The 18,622-nt window shown below is 63.3% G+C and carries 16 protein-coding genes; 10 read left to right on the forward strand and 6 right to left on the reverse strand.

Annotation, left to right across the window (positions count from 1 at the left end; all coding sequences use genetic code 11):
- Positions 1 to 229: MerR family transcriptional regulator (locus ACTS2Z_RS06570; protein WP_442572420.1), on the reverse strand; the 229-nt coding region annotated here is incomplete at its 3' end.
- A 145-nt stretch (positions 230 to 374) separates the two neighbouring features.
- On the opposite strand from ACTS2Z_RS06570, the gene ACTS2Z_RS06575 reads away from it, so the two are divergent.
- From ACTS2Z_RS06575 to ACTS2Z_RS06610, 8 genes are all read left to right on the forward strand, one after another.
- A complete protein-coding gene (locus ACTS2Z_RS06575; RefSeq protein ID WP_442572421.1) occupies positions 375 to 1,256 on the forward strand; it encodes an SDR family oxidoreductase in 882 nt (293 codons plus the stop codon).
- Positions 1,256 to 2,866 (forward strand): acyl-CoA carboxylase subunit beta, encoded by a 1,611-nt coding sequence (locus tag ACTS2Z_RS06580; RefSeq protein ID WP_442572422.1) that lies wholly within the window; start codon positions 1,256 to 1,258, stop codon positions 2,864 to 2,866. The genes ACTS2Z_RS06575 and ACTS2Z_RS06580 overlap by 1 nt, the downstream gene beginning before the upstream one ends.
- A 20-nt stretch (positions 2,867 to 2,886) precedes the next feature.
- Entirely contained in the window at positions 2,887 to 4,044 is a 1,158-nt protein-coding gene (locus tag ACTS2Z_RS06585) for an acyl-CoA dehydrogenase family protein (protein WP_442572423.1), read from the forward strand.
- Positions 4,044 to 4,844, forward strand: a complete 801-nt coding sequence (locus tag ACTS2Z_RS06590; protein WP_442572424.1) for an enoyl-CoA hydratase/isomerase family protein — start codon at positions 4,044 to 4,046, stop codon at positions 4,842 to 4,844. Before ACTS2Z_RS06585 ends, ACTS2Z_RS06590 begins: the two co-directional genes overlap by 1 nt.
- Before the next feature lie 160 nt (positions 4,845 to 5,004).
- A complete protein-coding gene (locus ACTS2Z_RS06595; RefSeq protein ID WP_442572425.1) occupies positions 5,005 to 6,969 on the forward strand; it encodes an ATP-binding protein in 1,965 nt (654 codons plus the stop codon).
- Positions 6,966 to 7,829, forward strand: coding sequence for a 3-keto-5-aminohexanoate cleavage protein (locus tag ACTS2Z_RS06600; RefSeq protein ID WP_442572426.1), 864 nt, complete (start codon positions 6,966 to 6,968; stop codon positions 7,827 to 7,829). The genes ACTS2Z_RS06595 and ACTS2Z_RS06600 overlap by 4 nt, the downstream gene beginning before the upstream one ends.
- Complete coding sequence (locus ACTS2Z_RS06605; RefSeq protein ID WP_442572427.1) at positions 7,829 to 9,649, forward strand: AMP-dependent synthetase/ligase; 1,821 nt, start codon at positions 7,829 to 7,831, stop codon at positions 9,647 to 9,649. The genes ACTS2Z_RS06600 and ACTS2Z_RS06605 overlap by 1 nt, the downstream gene beginning before the upstream one ends.
- Positions 9,639 to 11,105 carry a flavin-containing monooxygenase gene (locus ACTS2Z_RS06610; protein WP_442572428.1) on the forward strand — a complete coding sequence of 489 codons (1,467 nt, stop codon included), beginning with the start codon at positions 9,639 to 9,641 and terminating at the stop codon, positions 11,103 to 11,105. The genes ACTS2Z_RS06605 and ACTS2Z_RS06610 overlap by 11 nt, the downstream gene beginning before the upstream one ends.
- 4 nt (positions 11,106 to 11,109) lie before the next feature.
- Here the strand turns inward: ACTS2Z_RS06610 and ACTS2Z_RS06615 are convergent, their stop codons facing one another.
- The gene (locus tag ACTS2Z_RS06615; protein WP_442572429.1) at positions 11,110 to 12,030 is read right to left on the reverse strand and encodes an alpha/beta hydrolase; all 921 of its coding nucleotides are present in this window, start codon (positions 12,028 to 12,030) and stop codon (positions 11,110 to 11,112) included.
- A complete protein-coding gene (locus ACTS2Z_RS06620) occupies positions 12,027 to 12,974 on the reverse strand; it encodes an alpha/beta fold hydrolase (RefSeq protein WP_442572430.1) in 948 nt (315 codons plus the stop codon). The genes ACTS2Z_RS06615 and ACTS2Z_RS06620 overlap by 4 nt, the downstream gene beginning before the upstream one ends.
- A gap of 83 nt (positions 12,975 to 13,057) precedes the next feature.
- Between ACTS2Z_RS06620 and glpK the strand changes: the two genes are divergently transcribed.
- A complete protein-coding gene (gene glpK, locus ACTS2Z_RS06625; protein ID WP_442572431.1) occupies positions 13,058 to 14,554 on the forward strand; it encodes a glycerol kinase GlpK in 1,497 nt (498 codons plus the stop codon).
- 108 nt (positions 14,555 to 14,662) lie between these two features.
- On the forward strand, positions 14,663 to 16,498 hold the full coding sequence (gene thrS, locus ACTS2Z_RS06630; protein WP_442572432.1) for a threonine--tRNA ligase: 1,836 nt from the start codon (positions 14,663 to 14,665) through the stop codon (positions 16,496 to 16,498).
- Between the two features lie 45 nt (positions 16,499 to 16,543).
- Here the strand turns inward: thrS and ACTS2Z_RS06635 are convergent, their stop codons facing one another.
- From ACTS2Z_RS06635 to ACTS2Z_RS06645, 3 genes are all read right to left on the reverse strand, one after another.
- Positions 16,544 to 16,849 (reverse strand): hypothetical protein, encoded by a 306-nt coding sequence (locus ACTS2Z_RS06635; RefSeq protein WP_442572433.1) that lies wholly within the window; start codon positions 16,847 to 16,849, stop codon positions 16,544 to 16,546.
- Between the two features lie 63 nt (positions 16,850 to 16,912).
- Positions 16,913 to 18,319: an NAD(P)(+) transhydrogenase (Re/Si-specific) subunit beta gene (locus ACTS2Z_RS06640; RefSeq protein ID WP_442572434.1), complete on the reverse strand. Its 1,407-nt coding sequence runs from the start codon at positions 18,317 to 18,319 to the stop codon at positions 16,913 to 16,915.
- Positions 18,316 to 18,621: a proton-translocating transhydrogenase family protein gene (locus ACTS2Z_RS06645; protein WP_442572435.1), complete on the reverse strand. Its 306-nt coding sequence runs from the start codon at positions 18,619 to 18,621 to the stop codon at positions 18,316 to 18,318. Before ACTS2Z_RS06645 ends, ACTS2Z_RS06640 begins: the two co-directional genes overlap by 4 nt.
- Between the last annotated feature and the right edge of the window lies 1 nt (position 18,622).

Genomic DNA, 18,622 nt, shown 5'->3' on the forward strand with positions numbered 1-18,622 from the left:
GGCCATAGAGCTCGAGGAAGGTGCGGATTTCCGACAGCTTCGTGCCGACAGCCTTGGCCCGCAGGATGAGCGAGAGACGTTTTCGGTCGCGCTCCGAATAGATGCGCTGTGTGCCGACCCGCTTCGGGCTTAGCAGCCCCTTGTCTTCGTAGAAGCGGATGGTGCGCTGGCTGATATCGAAATGGGCGGCGAGATCGGCGATCCCGTACAGCGGTTCCTCCGCCTCCACGGCTCTCTTTCCTGCGCTTGCCTGTCCCATGTCCTGCTGCCTGACGTTTACCGGAACCACTTGACGTATACGTAAGCATGCGCCAGCCTGACCCTGATGACAAGAGCCCCGGCAGACGGGCCAGTCAGGGAGGAGACGCAGGCTCGTGAGTGCCAAGGGGTATGACAGCGTATTTCGCGCCGGGCTGTTTGCCGGCAAGACCGTGCTGGTCACCGGCGGCGGTTCGGGCATTGGCCGCTGCACGGCCCACGAGTTGGCTAGCCTCGGTGCGAAGGTGATCATCACCGGGCGCAAGACGGAAAAGCTGGACAGTGTCGCGGCCGAGATCGCCGAGGATGGTGGCATCTGCCACACGGCGAGCTTCGACATTCGCGACGAGGAGGCGGTGAAAGCCGCGATCACCGCCATCGTGGCAGAGCACGGGCCGGTCCACGCTCTGGTCAACAATGCTGGCGGCCAGTTCCCGGCAAGCCTTCAGGATATCTCAAAGAAGGGCTGGGACGCGGTCATTGCCACCAACCTGACCGGCGGCTTCCTGATGATGCGGGCCGTGTTCGAGGCTTCCATGGCCGAACATGGCGGGGCCATCGTCAACATGACAGCCGATATGTGGAACGGCATGCCGGGCATGGCCCATTCGGGCGCAGCACGCGCCGGCATGTCCAATCTTACCAAGACCGCCGCCTTCGAATGGGCGCAGTACGGCGTGCGGGTAAACGCGGTCGCGCCCGGCTGGATCGCCTCGTCGGGCATGGACACCTATGGCGGGGCGGTGCGCGCGATGATCCCGCATCTGCGCCAGCATCTTCCTGCAAAACGCATGGGCACCGAAGCCGAGGTGTCGTCGGCGATTGTCTTCCTTTTGAGCGAAGGCGCGAGCTTCATAACCGGGGTGACACTTGCCATTGATGGCGGCGCGCCGCTCGGCAGTGCGGTCTTCCCGCTGCCCGATCATGAAAAGAGCCATGCCTATAACGGCTTCCACCGCGCGGTGGACCCGGACGTCCTGCGCGGAGGGGGAAGCTGATGCCTGTTCTGTCATCCCGTCTCAATCCGGCCAGCGACAGCTTTCAGGCCAATGCTGAAAAGATGGCCGAACGCCTGGCCGAGGTGCGTGCCCTTGAGGACAAGGTGCGCGCCAATTCGGAGCGCAAGCGCGCCGACTTTGAAAAGCGGGGCCAGCTTTTGCCGCGTGAGCGGGTCGCGCGGCTGCTCGACCGCGACGCGCCCTTCATCGAGCTTTCCCCGCTGGCGGGGCTCAAAATGCATGATGATGATGGCGACCGGGGAGCTTCTGGCGGCGGCTCCATCGTCGGCATCGGCCAGGTTGGCGGCAAGCGTGTGATCGTCGGCGCCTCCGACAGTGCCATCAAGGGCGGCACCGTTGCGCCCATGGGCCTGAAGAAGTTCCTGCGCGCACAGGAAATCGCGCTGCAGAACAAGTTGCCCATGATCCATCTGGTAGAATCGGGCGGCGCAAACCTGCTCTACCAGGCCGAGATTTTCGTCGACGGGGGCAGAAGCTTTGCCAATCAGGCAAGACTGTCCGCTGCCGGCATTCCCCAGATCGCCGTGGTCCATGGCTCGTCCACGGCGGGCGGGGCCTATCTGCCCGGCCTTTCCGACTATGTCGTGCTGGTGAAGGGCAATTCGAAGATTTTCCTCGCCGGTCCGCCACTGGTCAAAGCTGCCATTGGCGAGGACGCGGACGATGAAAGTCTGGGCGGTGCAAAACTCCATGGCGAGGTGACCGGCCTTGGCGAATATGTCGCTGAGGACGACGCGCAGGCCATCGCCTATGCGCGCGAGATCATGGACAAGCTGAACTGGGATGTCGCGACCGCGCCGGGTCAGGGTGAGGCCCCGAAGTTCAGTGCCGAGGAACTCATGGGCATTGTGCCGGCTGATGACCGCACCCCCTATGATGTGAAGGAAGTGATCGCCCGCATCGTTGACGGGTCGGACTTCCTTGAGTTCAAGGCGCGCTATGGCGCAGAAACCGTGTGCGGCCACGCCCGGATCGGCGGACATCTGGTTGGCATTCTGGGCAATAACGGCCCGATCCAGCCTGAAGGCTCCACCAAGGCCGGCCAGTTCATCCAGGCCTGCGACCAGACCGGTACGCCGCTCATCTTCCTGCAGAATACGACCGGCTACATGGTCGGCTCGAAGGCCGAAGCCGACGGTGCGATCAAGCATGGATCAAAGATGATCCAGGCGGTCGCCAATGCGCGCGTGCCCAAGATCACCATCGTGCTTGGCGGTTCTTACGGGGCGGGCAATTACGGGATGTGCGGGCGCGGTTTCGATCCGCGCTTCATCTTCGCCTGGCCGACAGCGCGCACGGCCGTCATGGGCGGCGCGCAGGCCGCCAAGGTGATGGAGATCATCACTCGCGCCAAGAATGAGCGCGCCGGTCAGCCGACCGATGAGGAGGGTCTCAAGGCCATGGGCGACATGATCCGCACCGGGCTGGAGGAACAATCCTACGCCCTCTTCGGTACAGCGCGCCTTTGGGATGATGGCATCATCGATCCGCGCGATACCCGCTCCATCCTCACCGAATGCCTGAATATCTGCGCCGAGGCAGAGGCCCGCACCTTGCGGCCGAACACGTTCGGCGTAGCCCGCTTCTAGACCGCCAAAGGAACGCTCTCATGCAGTTCACCACCGAACACAACCAGCTTCGCGACACGATTGCGAAATTCATCGCCACCGAGATCAACCCGCATGTCGATGAATGGGAAAAGGCCGAGGAATTTCCCTCCCACGAGCTTTTCAAGAAAATGGGTGATCTGGGCCTGCTGGGCCTGCGTTGGCCGGAGAAGTTCGGCGGTTCCGGCCTCGACTTCTCCTATGCGCTGGTGCTGGCCGAGGAGCTGGGCCTTGTGAATTGCGGCGGTGTGCCAATGGCCATCGGCGTTCAGACCGACATGGCGACCCCGGCGCTCGCCAATTTCGGCTCGGACGAATTGCGCGCAGAGTTTCTGGCGCCTGCCATTTCCGGTGACGCCGTGTGCTGCCTTGGCGTGTCGGAGCCCGGCGGCGGATCGGACGTGGCGGCAGTGAAGACAGTCGCGAAATCCGATGGCGATGATTACGTCATCTCCGGCACCAAGATGTGGATCACCAACGGCATGAAGGCTGACTGGTGCTGCCTGCTGGCCAATACCTCTGACGGCCCGGTGCACGGCAACAAATCCCTCATCATCGTGCCGATGAATTCCAAGGGGATCAGCCGCCAGAAAATCCACAAGATCGGGATGCATTGCTCCGACACCGCGCAGCTCTTCTTCGACGAGGTGCGCGTTCCCAAACGCAACCGCATCGGGGATGAAGGCGCAGGCTTCCTCTACCAGATGCTGCAATTCCAGGAGGAACGCCTGTTCGGGGCCGCGTCGTCTCTGAAAAGCCTCGACCGCGCCATCGACCTGACCATCGAATACACCCGTGACCGCAAGGCGTTCGGGCATTCGGTGCTGGATAATCAGGTGGTGCATTTCCGCCTGGCCGAGCTGCGCACCGAGGTTGAGGCGCTGCGCGCGCTCACCTACCGCGCGGTGGCCGAGTTCATGGAAGGCAAGGACGTGACGCGTCTGGCCTCCATGGCAAAGCTCAAATGCGGCCGGCTGACGCGCGAAGTGGCCGATAGCTGCCTGCAATACTGGGGCGGCATGGGCTACACGGCTGAAAATCCCATCGCCCGCTCCTTCCGCGATGGCCGCCTGATCTCCATTGGCGGCGGTACCGACGAGATCATGCTGGGCATTATCTGCAAGCTGGAAGGCACCCTGCCCAAGCGCCGGAAGGACTGATGAGCGCGCCGCAAACCCTTCTGATCGAGGACCGGTCGGGCGTGCGTCATGTGACGCTGAACCGGCCGGAAAGCCGCAACGCCATGTCGCTGGTCATGGTGGAGGAATTGCTCGAAGCGCTAAAAAGCGCGGAAAGCAGCGGCGTCCGCGCCATCGTCCTGCGCGGTGCTGGCGGCCATTTCTGCTCCGGCGGTGATGTGAAGGATATGGGCGCGGCATATGCTGGACCTGGCCCCGGCGGCGAAGACCCGGCGGCGCAGGTCAATGCCCGCTTCGGTCATCTGTGCAAGGCCTATGCAGAGACCGGCCTGCCGGTGATCGTGGTGCTGGAAGGCGCGGTGCTTGGCGGCGGGTTCGGACTTGCCTGCGTCGCCGACGTTGCGCTGGCGCGCGAGACGGCGCTGTTCCGCCTGCCCGAAACCGGGCTTGGGCTGGTGCCTGCGCAGATTGCGCCCTTCCTCGTCGAACGCCTCGGCTATTCGGAAGCCCGCCGTCTTGCGGTAACGGGCGGCAAGATCGATGCGCAGACCGCGCTCCGCTTGCGTCTCGTGCACAGCGTTCATGAAAGCGGGGAGGCCATCGAGGCCGCGCTCGATGCTGTTCTTGCCGATATCCGCAAAGGCGCTCCAAACGCGATTGCCGAGACAAAGCGCCTGATGCGCCGGGCGCGCCTGCATGATGCCGGTTCGTTGATTGACGATGCGGCTCGCGCGTTTGCCGCAGCGGTGCGCAGCGATGAAGGCGCCGAGGGCCTTGCCGCCTTCATCGAAAAGCGCCCTGCCAAATGGGTAAAGGGATGAGACACCGCCTTTTCTTTTCGTTCGTCATTCCGGGCGAAGCGCGTCAGCGCGTAGACCCGGAACCCAGCACTTGTTTCATTGGATTCTGGGTTCCGGATAACGCCTTTGGCGTTTCCGGAATGACGAAGGGTCTGGTGCCTCTCCGCTGGAGACTCTTCCCATGACGACGCCAATAAAATCCGTTCTGGTGGCCAATCGCGGCGAGATCGCCGTGCGCGTGTTGCGCTATGCAAAAAGCCGCAATATCCGCGCGATTGCGGTCTACTCCGACGCTGATGCCGGTGCGATGCATGTGCGCGAGGCAGACCTTGCCGTGAATATCGGCCCGGCACCGGCAGCCGAAAGCTATCTGAATATCGCCGCCATCATTGCGGCGGCAAAGGCAACCGGCGCAGACGCCATCCATCCCGGCTATGGCTTCCTGTCGGAGAACGCGGCCTTTGCCCGAGCCTGCGCAGCCGAAGGCATCATCTTCATGGGCCCGCCGGCGGATGCCATCGAGGCGATGGGCGACAAGGCCCGCGCCAAGGCGCTCCTGTCCGCTTCGGGCATTTCGATGGTTCCGGGATGGCAGGGCGATGACCAGTCGGACGCCAATCTCGCCCGCCAGGCGGAAGCGGTGGGCTTTCCCCTGCTGATCAAGGCGGTCGCAGGTGGCGGCGGGCGCGGGATGCGGCCCGTCCAGTCCCGGTCCGAGTTTGCAGAGGCGCTTGTCTCTGCCCGGCGCGAGGCGAAATCCGCCTTTGGCGATGATGCGGTCCTGCTGGAAAAGCTGGTACACCCGGCCCGCCATGTCGAAGTTCAGGTCTTCGCCGACAGCCATGGCAACACCCTCCATATCGGGGAGCGCGACTGCTCGGCCCAGCGCCGGCGTCAGAAGGTGATCGAGGAAGCACCATCGCCAGCCGTGGACGAAACCCTTCGTGCCGCGATGGGCGCCGAGGCCATGCGCGCCGCGAAGGCTGTCGGCTATGTCGGCGCAGGCACCGTCGAGTTCCTGCTCGATGCGGACGGGAAGTTCTACTTCCTCGAAATGAATACCCGCCTGCAGGTGGAGCACCCCGTTACCGAAGAAGTGTACGGGATGGATCTGGTCGAATGGCAGTTCGTGGTGGCTGCCGGTGGGCATCTGCCGGCTGTTCAGGAACAGATCACGCCGGATGGCCATGCCATCGAGGTGCGCCTCTATGCAGAGGACCCGCTGGACGGGTTCAAGCCGCAATCAGGCGAAATCCTCTGGTTCGAACCGGAGGCGGCGGGCCGCGAGGTGCGCATCGATACCGGCTTTGGCACGGGCGATACGGTAACGACCGCCTATGACGCCATGGTCGCGAAGATCATCGCCTTTGCGCTCAACCGCGATGAGGCGATCGATCTTCTGATCGCCGGTCTCGAAAAGGCGCCGATGCTGGGCGTGAAGACCAATCGCGATTTCCTGATACGGCTTCTGGACAGCGAAGCCTTCCGCTCCGGCGCCGTCACAATCGCTGACCTTGATGCCTGGGCAGCCGCGCAGGAAGGCCCGTTCGCGCCTCAGCCCATGCCCGGCGAGGCACTGGCGGTCGCCGCTGCGCTGCTGGCCGCCCCGGCACACGGCGCGGTACGCGGCGGTTCGGTCCGGCGCTTTACCCTGCCGCTTGAAGCCGATGGTGAGGCGGTGGAGGTGTTCGTCGAGCAGGAAGGCGCGCACAGCGTTACGGTGAGCGCCGGCGAGACCCGCCACACCATCACCCTCTCTGACGAGGATGCGCCTTATCTGCGCTATCGCCTCGATGGGCAGGACCGCCAGTGCCTGGTGGCCGAAGGACCGGACGGCACGCTCCATATCGCGCTTGCAAGGCACATCGTCGCGGTGCGCGAACCGTCTGCCTTCTCGGACGGTGACGCCTCCGACCCCTCACGGATCACCGCGCCCGTTTCCGGCGCGCTGGTGGCGCTGAATGTGAAACCTGGCGACGCGGTGAAGGCCGGTGATGTGCTCGCCCTGATGGAAGCAATGAAGATGGAGATGCGCCTCACCGCCTCTGCGGACGGCGTGGTGAAGGCCGTGCATGCCGCCGCAGGCCAGCAGGCCGCAGGCGGCACGCTTCTCATCGAACTGGAACTGGAAGGACAAGAGCCATGAGCAAGGCCGTCATCACCTGCGCGATCAATGGCGTGCTGACCAACCCCAAACAGCACCCGGTGCCTGTGACGCCTGCTGAAATGGCGGCCAGCGCGCGTGAGGCCTATGACGCCGGCGCCGCGGTCATGCATGTGCATTTCCGGATGCAGGAAGAGGGCATGGGCGGCTTTCCGAGCTGGGACCCGGACCTGGCGCTGGAAATGTGTGAGGCCATCCGCGATGCCTGCCCCGGTGTCATCATCAACCAGACGACCGGCATTGTCGGGCCTGACGTGTCCGGCCCGGTTGCCTGCATCCGCAAGGTGAAGCCGGAGATAGCCGCCTGCAATGCCGGGTCGCTGAACTATCTCAAGCTGAGAAGTGACGGCTCCTGGGCCTGGCCGCCCATGATGTTCGACAACCCGGTGGAGAAGATCCAGACCATGATCGATGCCATGGCCGAAACCGGCGCCCACCCGGAGTTTGAATGCTTCGATGTGGGCATTGTCCGCTCGGTCAACATGTATATCGAGAACGGGATGGCCCCGTCCGCGCACTATAATTTCGTGATGGGCGTCGCGTCCGGCATGCCGTGCGATGCGCGCCTTCTCGAACTTCTGACCGAATACAAGCGCGCGGGTGATCCGTGGCAGACGACACTGATCGGCCGGACCGAAATCTGGCCGGTCCACCAGCGCGCGGCCGAGCTGGGCGGCATGTTGCGTACCGGTCTGGAGGACACGTTCTATCTGCCTGACGGGGAGCGAGCATCTGGCAATGGCGCTCTCATCGAAGCTCTGGTTCAATGTGCGAGAAATGCGGGCCGGGAGATCGCCTCTCCTTCAGAAGCCCGCGCACTGATGCATCTCGGGGAGGGATAATGATGGTTGCCGCGACAGCCGCCGAACTGCCGCGACTTGCCGGAGGCAAGCGCTTTGCGTCCACTCCGGCCCGCCTGCTGGACAATGGCGAGACGAAAGCGTCCGCGCCTGCCTATGTCTTTCATGATGGCTCCGGCTGGATCACCCGCACCTGGGCTGACTATGCCGGTGAAGCGAAACGCGCCGGCCGCGCGCTCCTCGCGCTGGGCTTCGGCAAGGGCCAGTCTGTTGCCATACTGGGCTTCAACCGTCCTGAATGGACCATTATGGCCAATGCCGCGATGATGGCGGGAGGCAACCCTGCCGGCATCTACTGGACCAGCGCGCCCCCGGAAATCACCTATATCCTCCAGCACTCCGAAAGCCCGGTCTATCTGGTGGAAAACACCGAGCAGGCCGAGCAGGCGCTGGCCCTGAAGGCCGAATGCCCAAACCTTGCCCACATCGTCGTCATGCGCGGCGCCGGGGCGCCTGATGGAACCCTCTCCTGGGACGCCTTCATGGCGCTTGGTACCGAGGATCACGAGGCTGAATTGCTGGCCCGTCTCGATGCGCTCGAAGAGCACGGGGTCGCGAGCCTCATCTACACCTCCGGCACGACCGGCCCGCCCAAGGCGGTGATGCTGAGCCATGGCAATATCGCCTGGAGCGCGTCGGCCCTGATCGAGATGTTCGGACGCCAGCAGGGCGATCGCTCGCTCTCCTACCTGCCGATTGCCCACATCGCCGAGCAGCAGGCCTCGGTGCATAACCACGCGGCCGCAGGCGGAACGCTCTGGTTTGCCCGGTCCATGGAAACGCTGGCCGATGATCTCAAAGCCTGCCGGCCAACCATATTCTTTGGCGTGCCACGCGTCTGGGAGAAAATGGCCGAGACCATTCAGGGCCGGCTGGCAGAAGCAACAGGCCCAAAGGCGAAGATGGCAAAATGGGCGATGGAGACCGCCCGCAAGGTCAATCTGGCAAAGATTGATGGCACGTCCGTCTCGCCGCTACTGGCCTTGCAGAAATTCATCGCCGACAGGCTGGTTCTCTCGAAGGTGAAGGACGCGCTGGGGCTCGACCAGTCGCGCATGCTGATCTCGGGCGCGGCCCCGATCTCGCCGGAAGTCCTGCGCTTCTTCGCCGGGCTCGATCTCGTGATCTATGAGGGTTACGGCCAGTCGGAAACCTCTGCGCCTTCCACCTTCAACGCGCCGGGCGCGGTACGTCTGGGCTCGGTGGGCAAGCTGGTGCCGGGCATGGAGGCGCGGGTCACCGAAGAGGGCGAGCTTCTGGTCAAGGGCCCGAACGTCTTCAAGGGTTATATGAAGAACAATGACGCCACCGCCGACAGCTTCACCAGCGATGGCTGGATGCGCACCGGCGATGTGGTCAACATTGATGATGACGGCTTCATCTTCATTACCGGGCGCATCAAGGACATTATCATCACCGCTGGCGGCAAGAATATCACCCCGGCAAACCTTGAAACCGACCTGATGAATATCGCGCTCGTTGAGCATGCGGTGGTGGTCGGTGACGCAAAGCCCTATCTCTGCGCGCTGCTCACCTTGAGTGCTGACGGTCTTGCTGCCTTCGCGAAGAAGCGGGGTCTGGACGGTGATATCCGCAATCACCCCGATGTTCTGGCGGCCTTGCAGGAAGGCGTTGACCAGCTCAACACCCGCCATGCGCGTGTGGAAAATATCCGCAAGTTTGCGGTTTTGCCCGGCAGTTTCAGCGTGGAGGGCGGCGAGTTGACCCCCACCATGAAGGTCAAGCGCAAGGTCGTGATCGAACGCAACCGGGACATTGTCGACAGCCTCTATGCCAAATGAGGATGCCCTTCCGGCGCGGGTAGATACGCTGCTCATCGGAGCGGGCATGTCTGCCATTGCCATGGGCTATCACCTCAAGAAGCGTGGCCTGGACGATTTTCTCATCATCGAGAAATCGGACGGTTTTGGCGGGGTATGGCGCGATAACCGCTATCCGGGGGCGGGCTGTGATGTGCCAAGCCACCTCTATTCCTTCTCCTTCGCACTGAAGCCCGACTGGAGCCGCAAATACGCGCTGCAAGGCGAGATACTTGCCTATTTCGAGGACTGCGCCCGCCGCTTCGGCCTCGAGCCACACTTGCGCACCGGGCGGTGCGTTTCCTCCATGCGCTTCGAGGCCGATCACTGGCAGGTTCGCCTCGATGACGGCAGCGAGATTGCGGCGCGCGTGGTGATCAGTGCGGTCGGCCAGCTGTCCGAGCCTTTCACACCGCAGATTGACGGGCTGGCGAGTTTCGCGGGGCCGGTGATACACACGGCTCGCTGGAAGCCGTCAGTGCGCCTCGATGGCCAGCTGGTGGGCGTGATCGGAAATGCCGCCAGCGCCATCCAGCTCCTGCCGGACGTGGCGGGCCGCGCCCGCGAACTTACTGTCTTCCAGCGCACCCCCAACTGGATCATCGACAAGCCGGACCGGGCTTTCACAAGCTTTGAAAAATGGGCCTTTGCCCATATCCCGGGCTGGCAGTGCCTCTATCGCTGGGGCAGCTTCCTGATCCACGAACTGCGCTACCCCGCCTTGCGCAAGGGGTCGCTGGCAAGCGCCTTCACCCGCTGGACAGCCCGCCGCAAGATTGAAAAGTCCGTGGCTGATCCAGAGCTGCGGGCAAAGCTGACGCCGGACTACCCGCCCGGCTGCAAGCGCGTGCTGTTGTCCAACGAGCTGTTCGAGGTGATGCAGCGCGAGACCGTGCGCCTCGTCACCGCGCGCATACGGCGCATCCATGAGGATGGTGTCGAGACGGCGGATGGCGAAATCCACCCCGTCGATACGCTCATTCTGGCGGCCGGCTTTGTCACCACTGACTTCCTGCCCACGCTTGAGATAACCGGGCCGGAGGGCCAAACCTTGCGCGAGGTCTGGGGTGCGTCCCCGCGCGCCTACAAGGGTGTGGCGGTGAGCGGGTTTCCCAACCTCTTCATGCTCTACGGGCCGAACACCAATCTGGGGCACAACTCGATCATCTTCATGGTCGAGCGCCAGGCCGAATACATCGCTGACAAGGTGGGCCTGATCCTCGACGGCGGCCTTGCCACACTCGCGGTTCGGGCGGAGGCAGAAGAGCGCTACAATGCCCGCCTTCAGGCGCGCCTTGCGGGCACGGTGTGGGCGGGCGACTGCCCCTCCTGGTACAAGACCGCTGACGGCATCATCATCCAGAACTGGGAAGGCTTCGCCAGCCGCTTTGCGTGGACCCTCAGGCCCGGCGACGATGCGGACTGGGAGGGGGCTTAGCCTTCTAGGCCAGCTGCAATTCCACCCAGACGCGCGCCCGGTCTATGGCCCAGTCGGCTTCCGGAATAAGGGGCGAAAAGATCTGGAAGTCATGCCACATGCCCTCCCAGACCTCGCACTCTACCGGCACGTTCGCAGCCTCCAGCTTTTCGGCAAGGCGGGTGGAATCGCTCAGCAGAATCTCGTCAGAGCCTACCTGGATAAGGGCCGGCGGCAGGCCTGCAAGTTCGGCAAAGAGCGGCGACGCTTCCGGGTCGGTGCCCGGCCGTCCGCCGAGATAGAGCGCGCCGCCCATGCCAAGATAGTCCGGGTTCAGCATCGGGTCGTGCTGCGCCTTGGTGGCCACGCTCTCCCCGCTCATGGAAAGGTCTGTCCAGGGCGAGAGAAGGTAGAGCGCATCGGGAATGCGCTTTCCGGCATCACGCAGGCGAATGGCCGCGCTCAGCGCCAGGCCGCCGCCGGCAGAATCGCCCGCAAGGATGACCGGGCCTTTTTCGTCCGCCATGACGGCTTCGAGGGCTGCAACTGCATCCTCAATGGCTGCCGGGCAGGGGTGTTCAGGTGCCATCCGGTAATTGACCGAGACGGCGTTCAACGAAAAGGCCGCAGCCATGCGCGCGACGAGCGCGCGATGGCTGAGTGCAGAGCCACGCGAATACCCGCCGCCATGCAGATAGACCAGAACCCCCTTGCGCGGGCTTTCCGGTGCAAAGGCCAGCGCATCGCAGCCGCCGATTTCGGTGCGGGCAACCTCCACATCTTTCGGCATGGGCAGCTGGCGCCCGGCCTTGTCCATGCGCGCACGGGCGTGGTCTGCGCTTGTAGCCGGAGACAGGCTCGAACGGCCCGCCTTGCGCGCCATGCGCCGGCCCAGAAGCGAGCGCAGGCGCAGGCCCTTGCGCGAGGGGATTGTCTCGATCGTCATTGCGGCACGCGTCCTTCGGCTATGATGCGGTCGGCCCAGTCGGCAAGATCACTCATGGCCTGCTCGTAGCCGATTTCGTTGAGGGTTTCATGGCGCGCCTTGGGGTCGTGGCGCAAGGTGACGCGGGTGAAGCGGTTATTGTAGAGCCGCCCGGCGAGGATCTTGACCGCCTTGCCGTTATTCGTCGCCGGGTCGGCGCCGCCGCCTGCGAGATGAATGGGCAGGTCGCGTGCCATGTTTTCAAGGCGTGCGCCGTCCTCTCCGCGCTCAAACCCATTGACGAAATCACGCCAGAGCAGGCGCGAGGCCGGCCAGCCGCACAAGGGATCGGCAATGTAGGCATCCACCTCTTCGGGTATGCGCGACAGCCAGTCACAATCCGTGCGGGCCTTTTTCACCTGCTTGCCCCAGGCCTCGAAGGTGAGCGCATTCAGCCAGAGGCTGGGACCGGCAGGCTTGCGGAAAAGCCCTTCGATCCAGAGCAAGGCGCGCATGAGGCCTGCAAGGCCGCCCAGAGCAAGGTTTGCGTTCCACACCGCGACGCCGGCCAGATGCTGATGCTCGTCCATCGCCTGGTTCATCGCGATAACGCCGCCCATGGAGTGTCCGAAAACGATCAGAGGCAGGCCGGGAAAGCGGGCCATCATGTGCTCGCGCACAAAGCGCGCATCGCCCATCACCTTCATCCAGCCGTCCTTGAGCGCATAGACGCGCGGCGGAGCATCCGGCGCGCTTGTCTGGCCGTGGCCGCGATGATCATGGGCACAGGCATGATAGCCCCGTGAGGCGAGATAGCGCGCAAAGCGCTCATAGCGTCCGCCATGCTCGGCAAGGCCGTGATGGATCATCACGATGCCTCTGGCCGGGCCCTCGGCTTCCATCACCCGCAGGCACAGACGGGCCCCGGTCGCGCTGTCCACAAACTCCGGCTGGAAACCGCTCATCCCTGCCCCCTTCCTCTTTGCTGCCGGGAGTTTAGCCTGCATTCTCGAAACGCCGCCACTGCCTTGGCATCAGGGGAAAGCACATGCTCAATCGTTCACGCAAGGCGCCCGCCATACTGGCGCTCGATCAGGGCACGACGTCCAGCCGCGCCATGGTGTTCGACCTTGAAGGCCGCGTCATTTCCCTTGCCCAGGAAGAGTTCACCCAAATCTATCCGCGACCCGGATGGGTGGAGCATGACCCTGAAGTGATCTGGGCAACGGTGATCTCCACTGCGCGCAAGGCAATCAGGGCTGGCGAAGCCAAGGGCTATGAGATCGCCTCGCTTGGCGTCACCAACCAGCGCGAGACGACGCTCCTCTGGGACCGGCAGACCGGCGAGCCTGTTCACAATGCCATTGTCTGGCAGGACCGGCGCACCGGCGAGGCCTGCGCAAGGCTGGAAGCCGATGGTGCCGGGCCGATGGTCGCCGCAAAAACCGGGCTCGTGCTCGATCCGTATTTTTCCGCCACGAAGATCGGCTGGATCCTCTATAGCGTGCCGGGTGCCCGCAAGAGGGCGGAAAGCGGAAAGCTCGCCTTCGGCACGGTGGAAAGCTTCCTGATCTGGCGGCTGACCAAAGGCAGGCGTCACATCACGGACGCCACGAATGCCAGCCGGACCAGCCTCTATAATCTTGAAGCGCAGGACTGGGATGAGGAGCTCTTGCGCCTGTTCGGCATACCCCGTGCGCTCCTGCCGGAGGTGACCGATTGCGCCGGGGATCTGGGAGTGGCCGACAAGCCGATCCTCGGCAAGGCCATCCCCATTACCGGGTCGGCCGGAGACCAGCAGGCCGCCGCCATCGGACAGGCCTGTCTTGCGCCGGGCGAAATGAAATCGACTTACGGCACCGGCGCCTTCATGATCCTGAATACCGGCGGGACGCGCGTGACCTCGAACAACCGCTTGCTGGCGACGACGGCCTGGCGGCTGGAAGGCAAGTCTGCTTTCGCGCTGGAAGGCTCGGTCCTCTCGGCCGGTGCGACCATTCAGTGGCTGCGCGACGGGCTGGGCCTGATCTCCAAAGCTTCCGAGGTCGAGGCGCTGGCCGCCAGCGCCGACCCCGATGCCCCGGTCTATCTGGTGCCAGCCTTCACCGGTCTTGGTGCACCGCACTGGAAGCCTGAGGCCAGATGCCTCATCACCGGGCTGACGCGGGGGGCAGGGCGGGCAGAGATTGCGCGCGCGGCGCTGGAGTCCACCGCCTTCCAGACCCATGATCTTCTGACCGCCATGCGCGCGGATGGCGCGCAGACCCTGACCTTGAAGGTCGATGGCGGCATGGTCGCCAACAATGCTTTCCTGCAGCGCCTAGCAGACATTTGCGATCTGGAAGTGGTGCGTCCGGTCAACCCGGAAACGACGGCCTGGGGCGCAGCCTTTCTGGCGGGGCTGGGCGCCGGGCATTTCAGCGCCATTGAGGATGCGGCGCGCCTCTGGCAGGCCGAACAGCGCTTTGCCCCTTCTGCTGATCCTGCCTGGCGCAAGCGCCATCTGGACGGCTGGCGCGATGCCCTGCGCCGGACCATGAGCTAGCATCGATGTAATATTATTACATCGATGCAGAATCCGGCCATGGACTTGTGCGGCGCACGCGCTTAAATCCGGGGCCATCCCTGTTCACTTACCCACGTCAAGAAGCCCATGTCACAGCAAGACTTCCCCGTTGATACGAAGCGCCACACGGCGGCCCACCTGATGGCCGCTGCCGTGAAGGAAATCTGGCCCGAAGCCCGCTTTGGCGTGGGGCCGGCGACTGCGACCGGTTTCTATTACGACATCAACCTGCCCAACACCCTGACCCCGGAAGATCTCGCCACGATCGAGAAACGCATGAAGGAAATGCGTAAAGACCGGGTGCCGATGGTGCGTGAGGAGCTGCCGATCGACAGCGCTATCGAGTACATGCGCCGCGAGGGCCAGGACTTTAAGGTGGAATTGCTCGAACTCCTCCGCGACAAGGGCTCGACGGCGATTGCCAAGGAGACGGGTGACGAAAGCGTTGCCGGTGACGGCCTCGATTCCGTCAGCTTCTACAAGCTGGGCGATTTCGTCGATCTGTGCCGCGGTCCGCACGTGGATCATTCCGGTCAGGTCGGCCATTTCAAGCTGCGCTCCATCGCGGGCGCCTACTGGCGCGGCGATGCCAAGAACCCGCAATTGCAGCGCATCCACGCGCTCTGCTTTGACACCAAGGAGGAGCTCGACGCCGAGATCCTGCGCCTTGAAGAACAGGCCAAGCGCGATCACCGCAAGATCGGCAAGGAGCTGGGCCTCTTCACCATCGTGGAAGAGGTCGGTGCCGGCCTGCCGCTCTGGCTGCCTGCCGGTAATGTGATCCGCGACGAGCTGGAACATCTGGCCCGTCAGGAAGAGCGCGCTTCGGGCTATCAGCGCGTGTCGACGCCCCACATCACCAAGGGTGAACTCTATCACAAGTCCGGCCACCTGCCCTACTACGCCGACGACATGTACGCGCCGATCATGATCGACGAGCAGGAATACTATCTGCGGCCGATGAACTGCCCGCACCACCACATGATCTACGCCCACGACCAGTGGAGCTATCGTGATCTGCCGGTGCGCCTGTCCGAATACGGGCAGGTCTATCGCTACGAGGCATCGGGCGGCCTGTCCGGCCTGATGCGCGTGCGCGGCTTCTGCCAGAACGACGCGCACATTTATTGCCGCGAAGACCAGGCCAAGGACGAGTTCCTGGCCGTGATGCACATGCATGCAAAATACTATCGCATGTTTGGCATCGAGGATTTCTGGATGCGCCTGTCGCTGCCGGACTTCGACAATCTCGACAAGTATGTCGACGATACCGAAGGCTGGATGAAGGCGCTGCGCATCCTGAAAGAGGCGATGGACGAGTCCGGCTATCCCTACAAGGAAGTCGATGGCGAGGCGGCTTTCTACGGTCCGAAAGTGGACTTCATGGCGAAGTCCGTTGTCGGCACCGAATACGCCATCTCGACCAACCAGCTCGACTTCATGGCGACCAAGCGCTTCGATCTGGAATACACCTCCGAGGATGGCTCGAAAAAGCCCGTCTATGTAATCCACCGCGCGCCGCTGGGGTCACACGAGCGTTTCGTCGCCTTCCTGATCGAGCATTATGCCGGCAAGTTCCCGGTCTGGCTCTCGCCCGTCCAGGCGGTGGTGATCCCGATTGCCGACCGGCATGAGGCGTATGCGCAGGAGGTGCAGAAGCGCCTCTTTGCCGCTGACACCAAGTCGGTGCATTCGGGCATTCGCGTCGAGGCCGATCTGGCCGGGGAGCGCATGCAGAAGAAGATTCGCAATGCACAGAACCGCAAGATTCCCTACATGCTGGTTGTCGGTGATGCCGAGGCCGAAGCCGGTACGGTTGCGCTGCGCCATCGCGACCATGGCGATCTGGGAACGGTGAAGGTGGAAGACGTGATTGCCCGCATCACGCAGGAGATCAACACGCGTGAGGATATCGCTGGCTAAAGTGAAGTAAGGGCGCTCGAAGGACGAGGGACATGGGGCAGAAGCTCACCGCACTCCCGGAAAGCTCGTCACATATTGAACCCGCAGATCGGGAAAGCTCTCCACAAGCTGGATCGTGAAGTCCGGAAAACTTTCGACAAACTGCCAGCGGCCACACGCATCTGGAAAACTCGTCACCTGCTGGACCCGGATGTCGGGAAAGCTCTCCACGAGCTCCACCTTGATGTCGGGAAAGCTGCTGACGATCTGCACCCGCCCGTGAAGGGCGATGCCATCGAACGTGCAGTCTGCTCCGGCCGCCGGACCGGCGGAGAGCATGACAGCGGCAAGCGGTGCGGACGCAATCAGCATGGAAAAAGGCCCTCCCATTCGGGGAGAGCCTTCCAAAATTCTGGTGAACGGAAGGTGAAGCGCCTAGTGCATCGCCTTGACGATGCTCTCAGCCATTTTCTTGGCATCGCCCAGCAGCATCATCGTGTTGTCCCGGAAGAAGAGCGGGTTGTCGACACCGGCATAGCCTGAACCCAGCGAGCGCTTGATAAACATCACCGTGCCCGCTTTCCAAACCTGCAATACCGGCATGCCATAGATGGGGCTGGAAGGGTCGTCTTCCGCGGCCGGATTGGTCACGTCATTGGCCCCGATCACGAAGGCCACATCGGCCTGCGAGAAGGAGGAGTTGATGTCCTCCAGCTCGAACACCTCGTCATAGGGCACCTGGGCTTCAGCCAGCAGCACGTTCATATGGCCGGGCATGCGGCCCGCCACGGGGTGAATGGCGTAGGACACGTCCACGCCTTCAGCTTTCAGCGCGTCGCCCATTTCTTTCAGCGCGTGCTGGGCTTGCGCCACAGCCATGCCATAGCCCGGCACGATGATCACCTTGCCGGCATTTTTCAGGATGAAGGCGGCATCATCGGCAGAGCCCTGCTTGACGATGCGCCCGCCCGTATCGGCTGCCGCCGAGGCGACGCTCTCGCCGCCAAACCCGCCCAGAAGCACCGAAATGAAGGAGCGGTTCATCCCCTTGCACATGATGTAGGAGAGGATCGCGCCGGACGATCCGACGAGCGCGCCGGTAACGAGAAGCGCGGTGTTTTCCAGCGTGAAGCCGAGCGCCGCTGCCGCCCAGCCCGAATACGAGTTCAGCATGGAGACGACGACCGGCATGTCCGCGCCGCCAATCGGCACGATCAGCAGCACGCCCAGCACCAGCGCGAGCACCGCGACGATCCAGAACGCCATTTTCGCATCCCCGCCCGAAGCGACGAGGAAGGCGATGAAGAGGGCGGTCGCAATGCCAAGGGCGAGATTGAGCCAGTGCTGGCCTTTGAAGACCAGGGGCGCGCCCGACATGATGCCTTGCAGCTTCATGAAGGCGATGACGGAGCCGGAGAAGGTAATCGCGCCAATGGCCGTCCCAACGCCCAGCTCGATGAGGGAGAGGGCCTTGAGCCCGCCCATCTCGTCGGCAATCCCGAAGGCGGAGGGTGCATAGAGCGCCGCTGCTGCAACCAGCACCGCACACATACCGACAAGGGAGTGGAAGGCGGCGACGAGCTGGGGCATGGCCGTCATCGCGATGCGCCGGGCAATGACCGCGCCGATCGTGCCGCCAATGGCGATCGCGCCCGCAATGAAAATGAAGCCGGTAAAGCCGATATCCAGAAGAAGCAGGGTGGTGGCAATGGCAATCGCCATGCCCGCCATGCCAAAATAATTGCCCTGGCGCGCGGTCTCAGGGTTGGACAGCCCCCGCAGCGCCAGAATGAACAATATGCCCGAGCCGAGATAGAAAAGGGCGGCAAGATTGGGGGTCATTCAACGGACTCCTTGGCCGCCGCCGCCGGCTTCTCCTTTTTCTTGTACATGGCCAGCATGCGCTGGGTGACGAGGAAGCCGCCGAATATGTTGATCGAGGCCAGCACCACGGCGAGAAGTCCGGTGCCTTGCGCAAACCGGCTGCCAAGCCCCGTTGCCGCTGCACCAGCAGCGAGCAGCGCGCCGACAATGATCACCGAGGAGATCGCGTTGGTAACGCTCATCAGGGGCGTGTGGAGGGCCGGTGTCACCGACCACACCACATAATAGCCGACGAAAATGGCGAGCACGAAAATCGCCAGC

Origin of the sequence: Glycocaulis sp. (assembly GCF_052168375.1) — a bacterium.
Taxonomy (GTDB): Bacteria; Pseudomonadota; Alphaproteobacteria; order Caulobacterales; family Maricaulaceae; genus Glycocaulis.

Excerpts from the sequence above, each read along its gene's own strand:
- ACTS2Z_RS06580 (WP_442572422.1), top strand. The coding sequence starts at position 1,256 with ATGCCTGTTCTGTCATCCCGTCTCAATCCGGCCAGCGACAGCTTTCAG.
- ACTS2Z_RS06585 (WP_442572423.1), top strand. The coding sequence starts at position 2,887 with ATGCAGTTCACCACCGAACACAACCAGCTTCGCGACACGATTGCGAAA.
- ACTS2Z_RS06590 (WP_442572424.1), top strand. The coding sequence starts at position 4,044 with ATGAGCGCGCCGCAAACCCTTCTGATCGAGGACCGGTCGGGCGTGCGT.
- ACTS2Z_RS06595 (WP_442572425.1), top strand. The coding sequence starts at position 5,005 with ATGACGACGCCAATAAAATCCGTTCTGGTGGCCAATCGCGGCGAGATC.
- ACTS2Z_RS06600 (WP_442572426.1), top strand. The coding sequence starts at position 6,966 with ATGAGCAAGGCCGTCATCACCTGCGCGATCAATGGCGTGCTGACCAAC.
- ACTS2Z_RS06605 (WP_442572427.1), top strand. The coding sequence starts at position 7,829 with ATGATGGTTGCCGCGACAGCCGCCGAACTGCCGCGACTTGCCGGAGGC.
- ACTS2Z_RS06610 (WP_442572428.1), top strand. The coding sequence starts at position 9,639 with ATGCCAAATGAGGATGCCCTTCCGGCGCGGGTAGATACGCTGCTCATC.
- ACTS2Z_RS06615 (WP_442572429.1), bottom strand. The coding sequence starts at position 12,030 with ATGACGATCGAGACAATCCCCTCGCGCAAGGGCCTGCGCCTGCGCTCG.
- ACTS2Z_RS06620 (WP_442572430.1), bottom strand. The coding sequence starts at position 12,974 with ATGAGCGGTTTCCAGCCGGAGTTTGTGGACAGCGCGACCGGGGCCCGT.
- glpK (WP_442572431.1), top strand. The coding sequence starts at position 13,058 with ATGCTCAATCGTTCACGCAAGGCGCCCGCCATACTGGCGCTCGATCAG.
- thrS (WP_442572432.1), top strand. The coding sequence starts at position 14,663 with ATGTCACAGCAAGACTTCCCCGTTGATACGAAGCGCCACACGGCGGCC.
- ACTS2Z_RS06635 (WP_442572433.1), bottom strand. The coding sequence starts at position 16,849 with ATGCTGATTGCGTCCGCACCGCTTGCCGCTGTCATGCTCTCCGCCGGT.
- ACTS2Z_RS06640 (WP_442572434.1), bottom strand. The coding sequence starts at position 18,319 with ATGACCCCCAATCTTGCCGCCCTTTTCTATCTCGGCTCGGGCATATTG.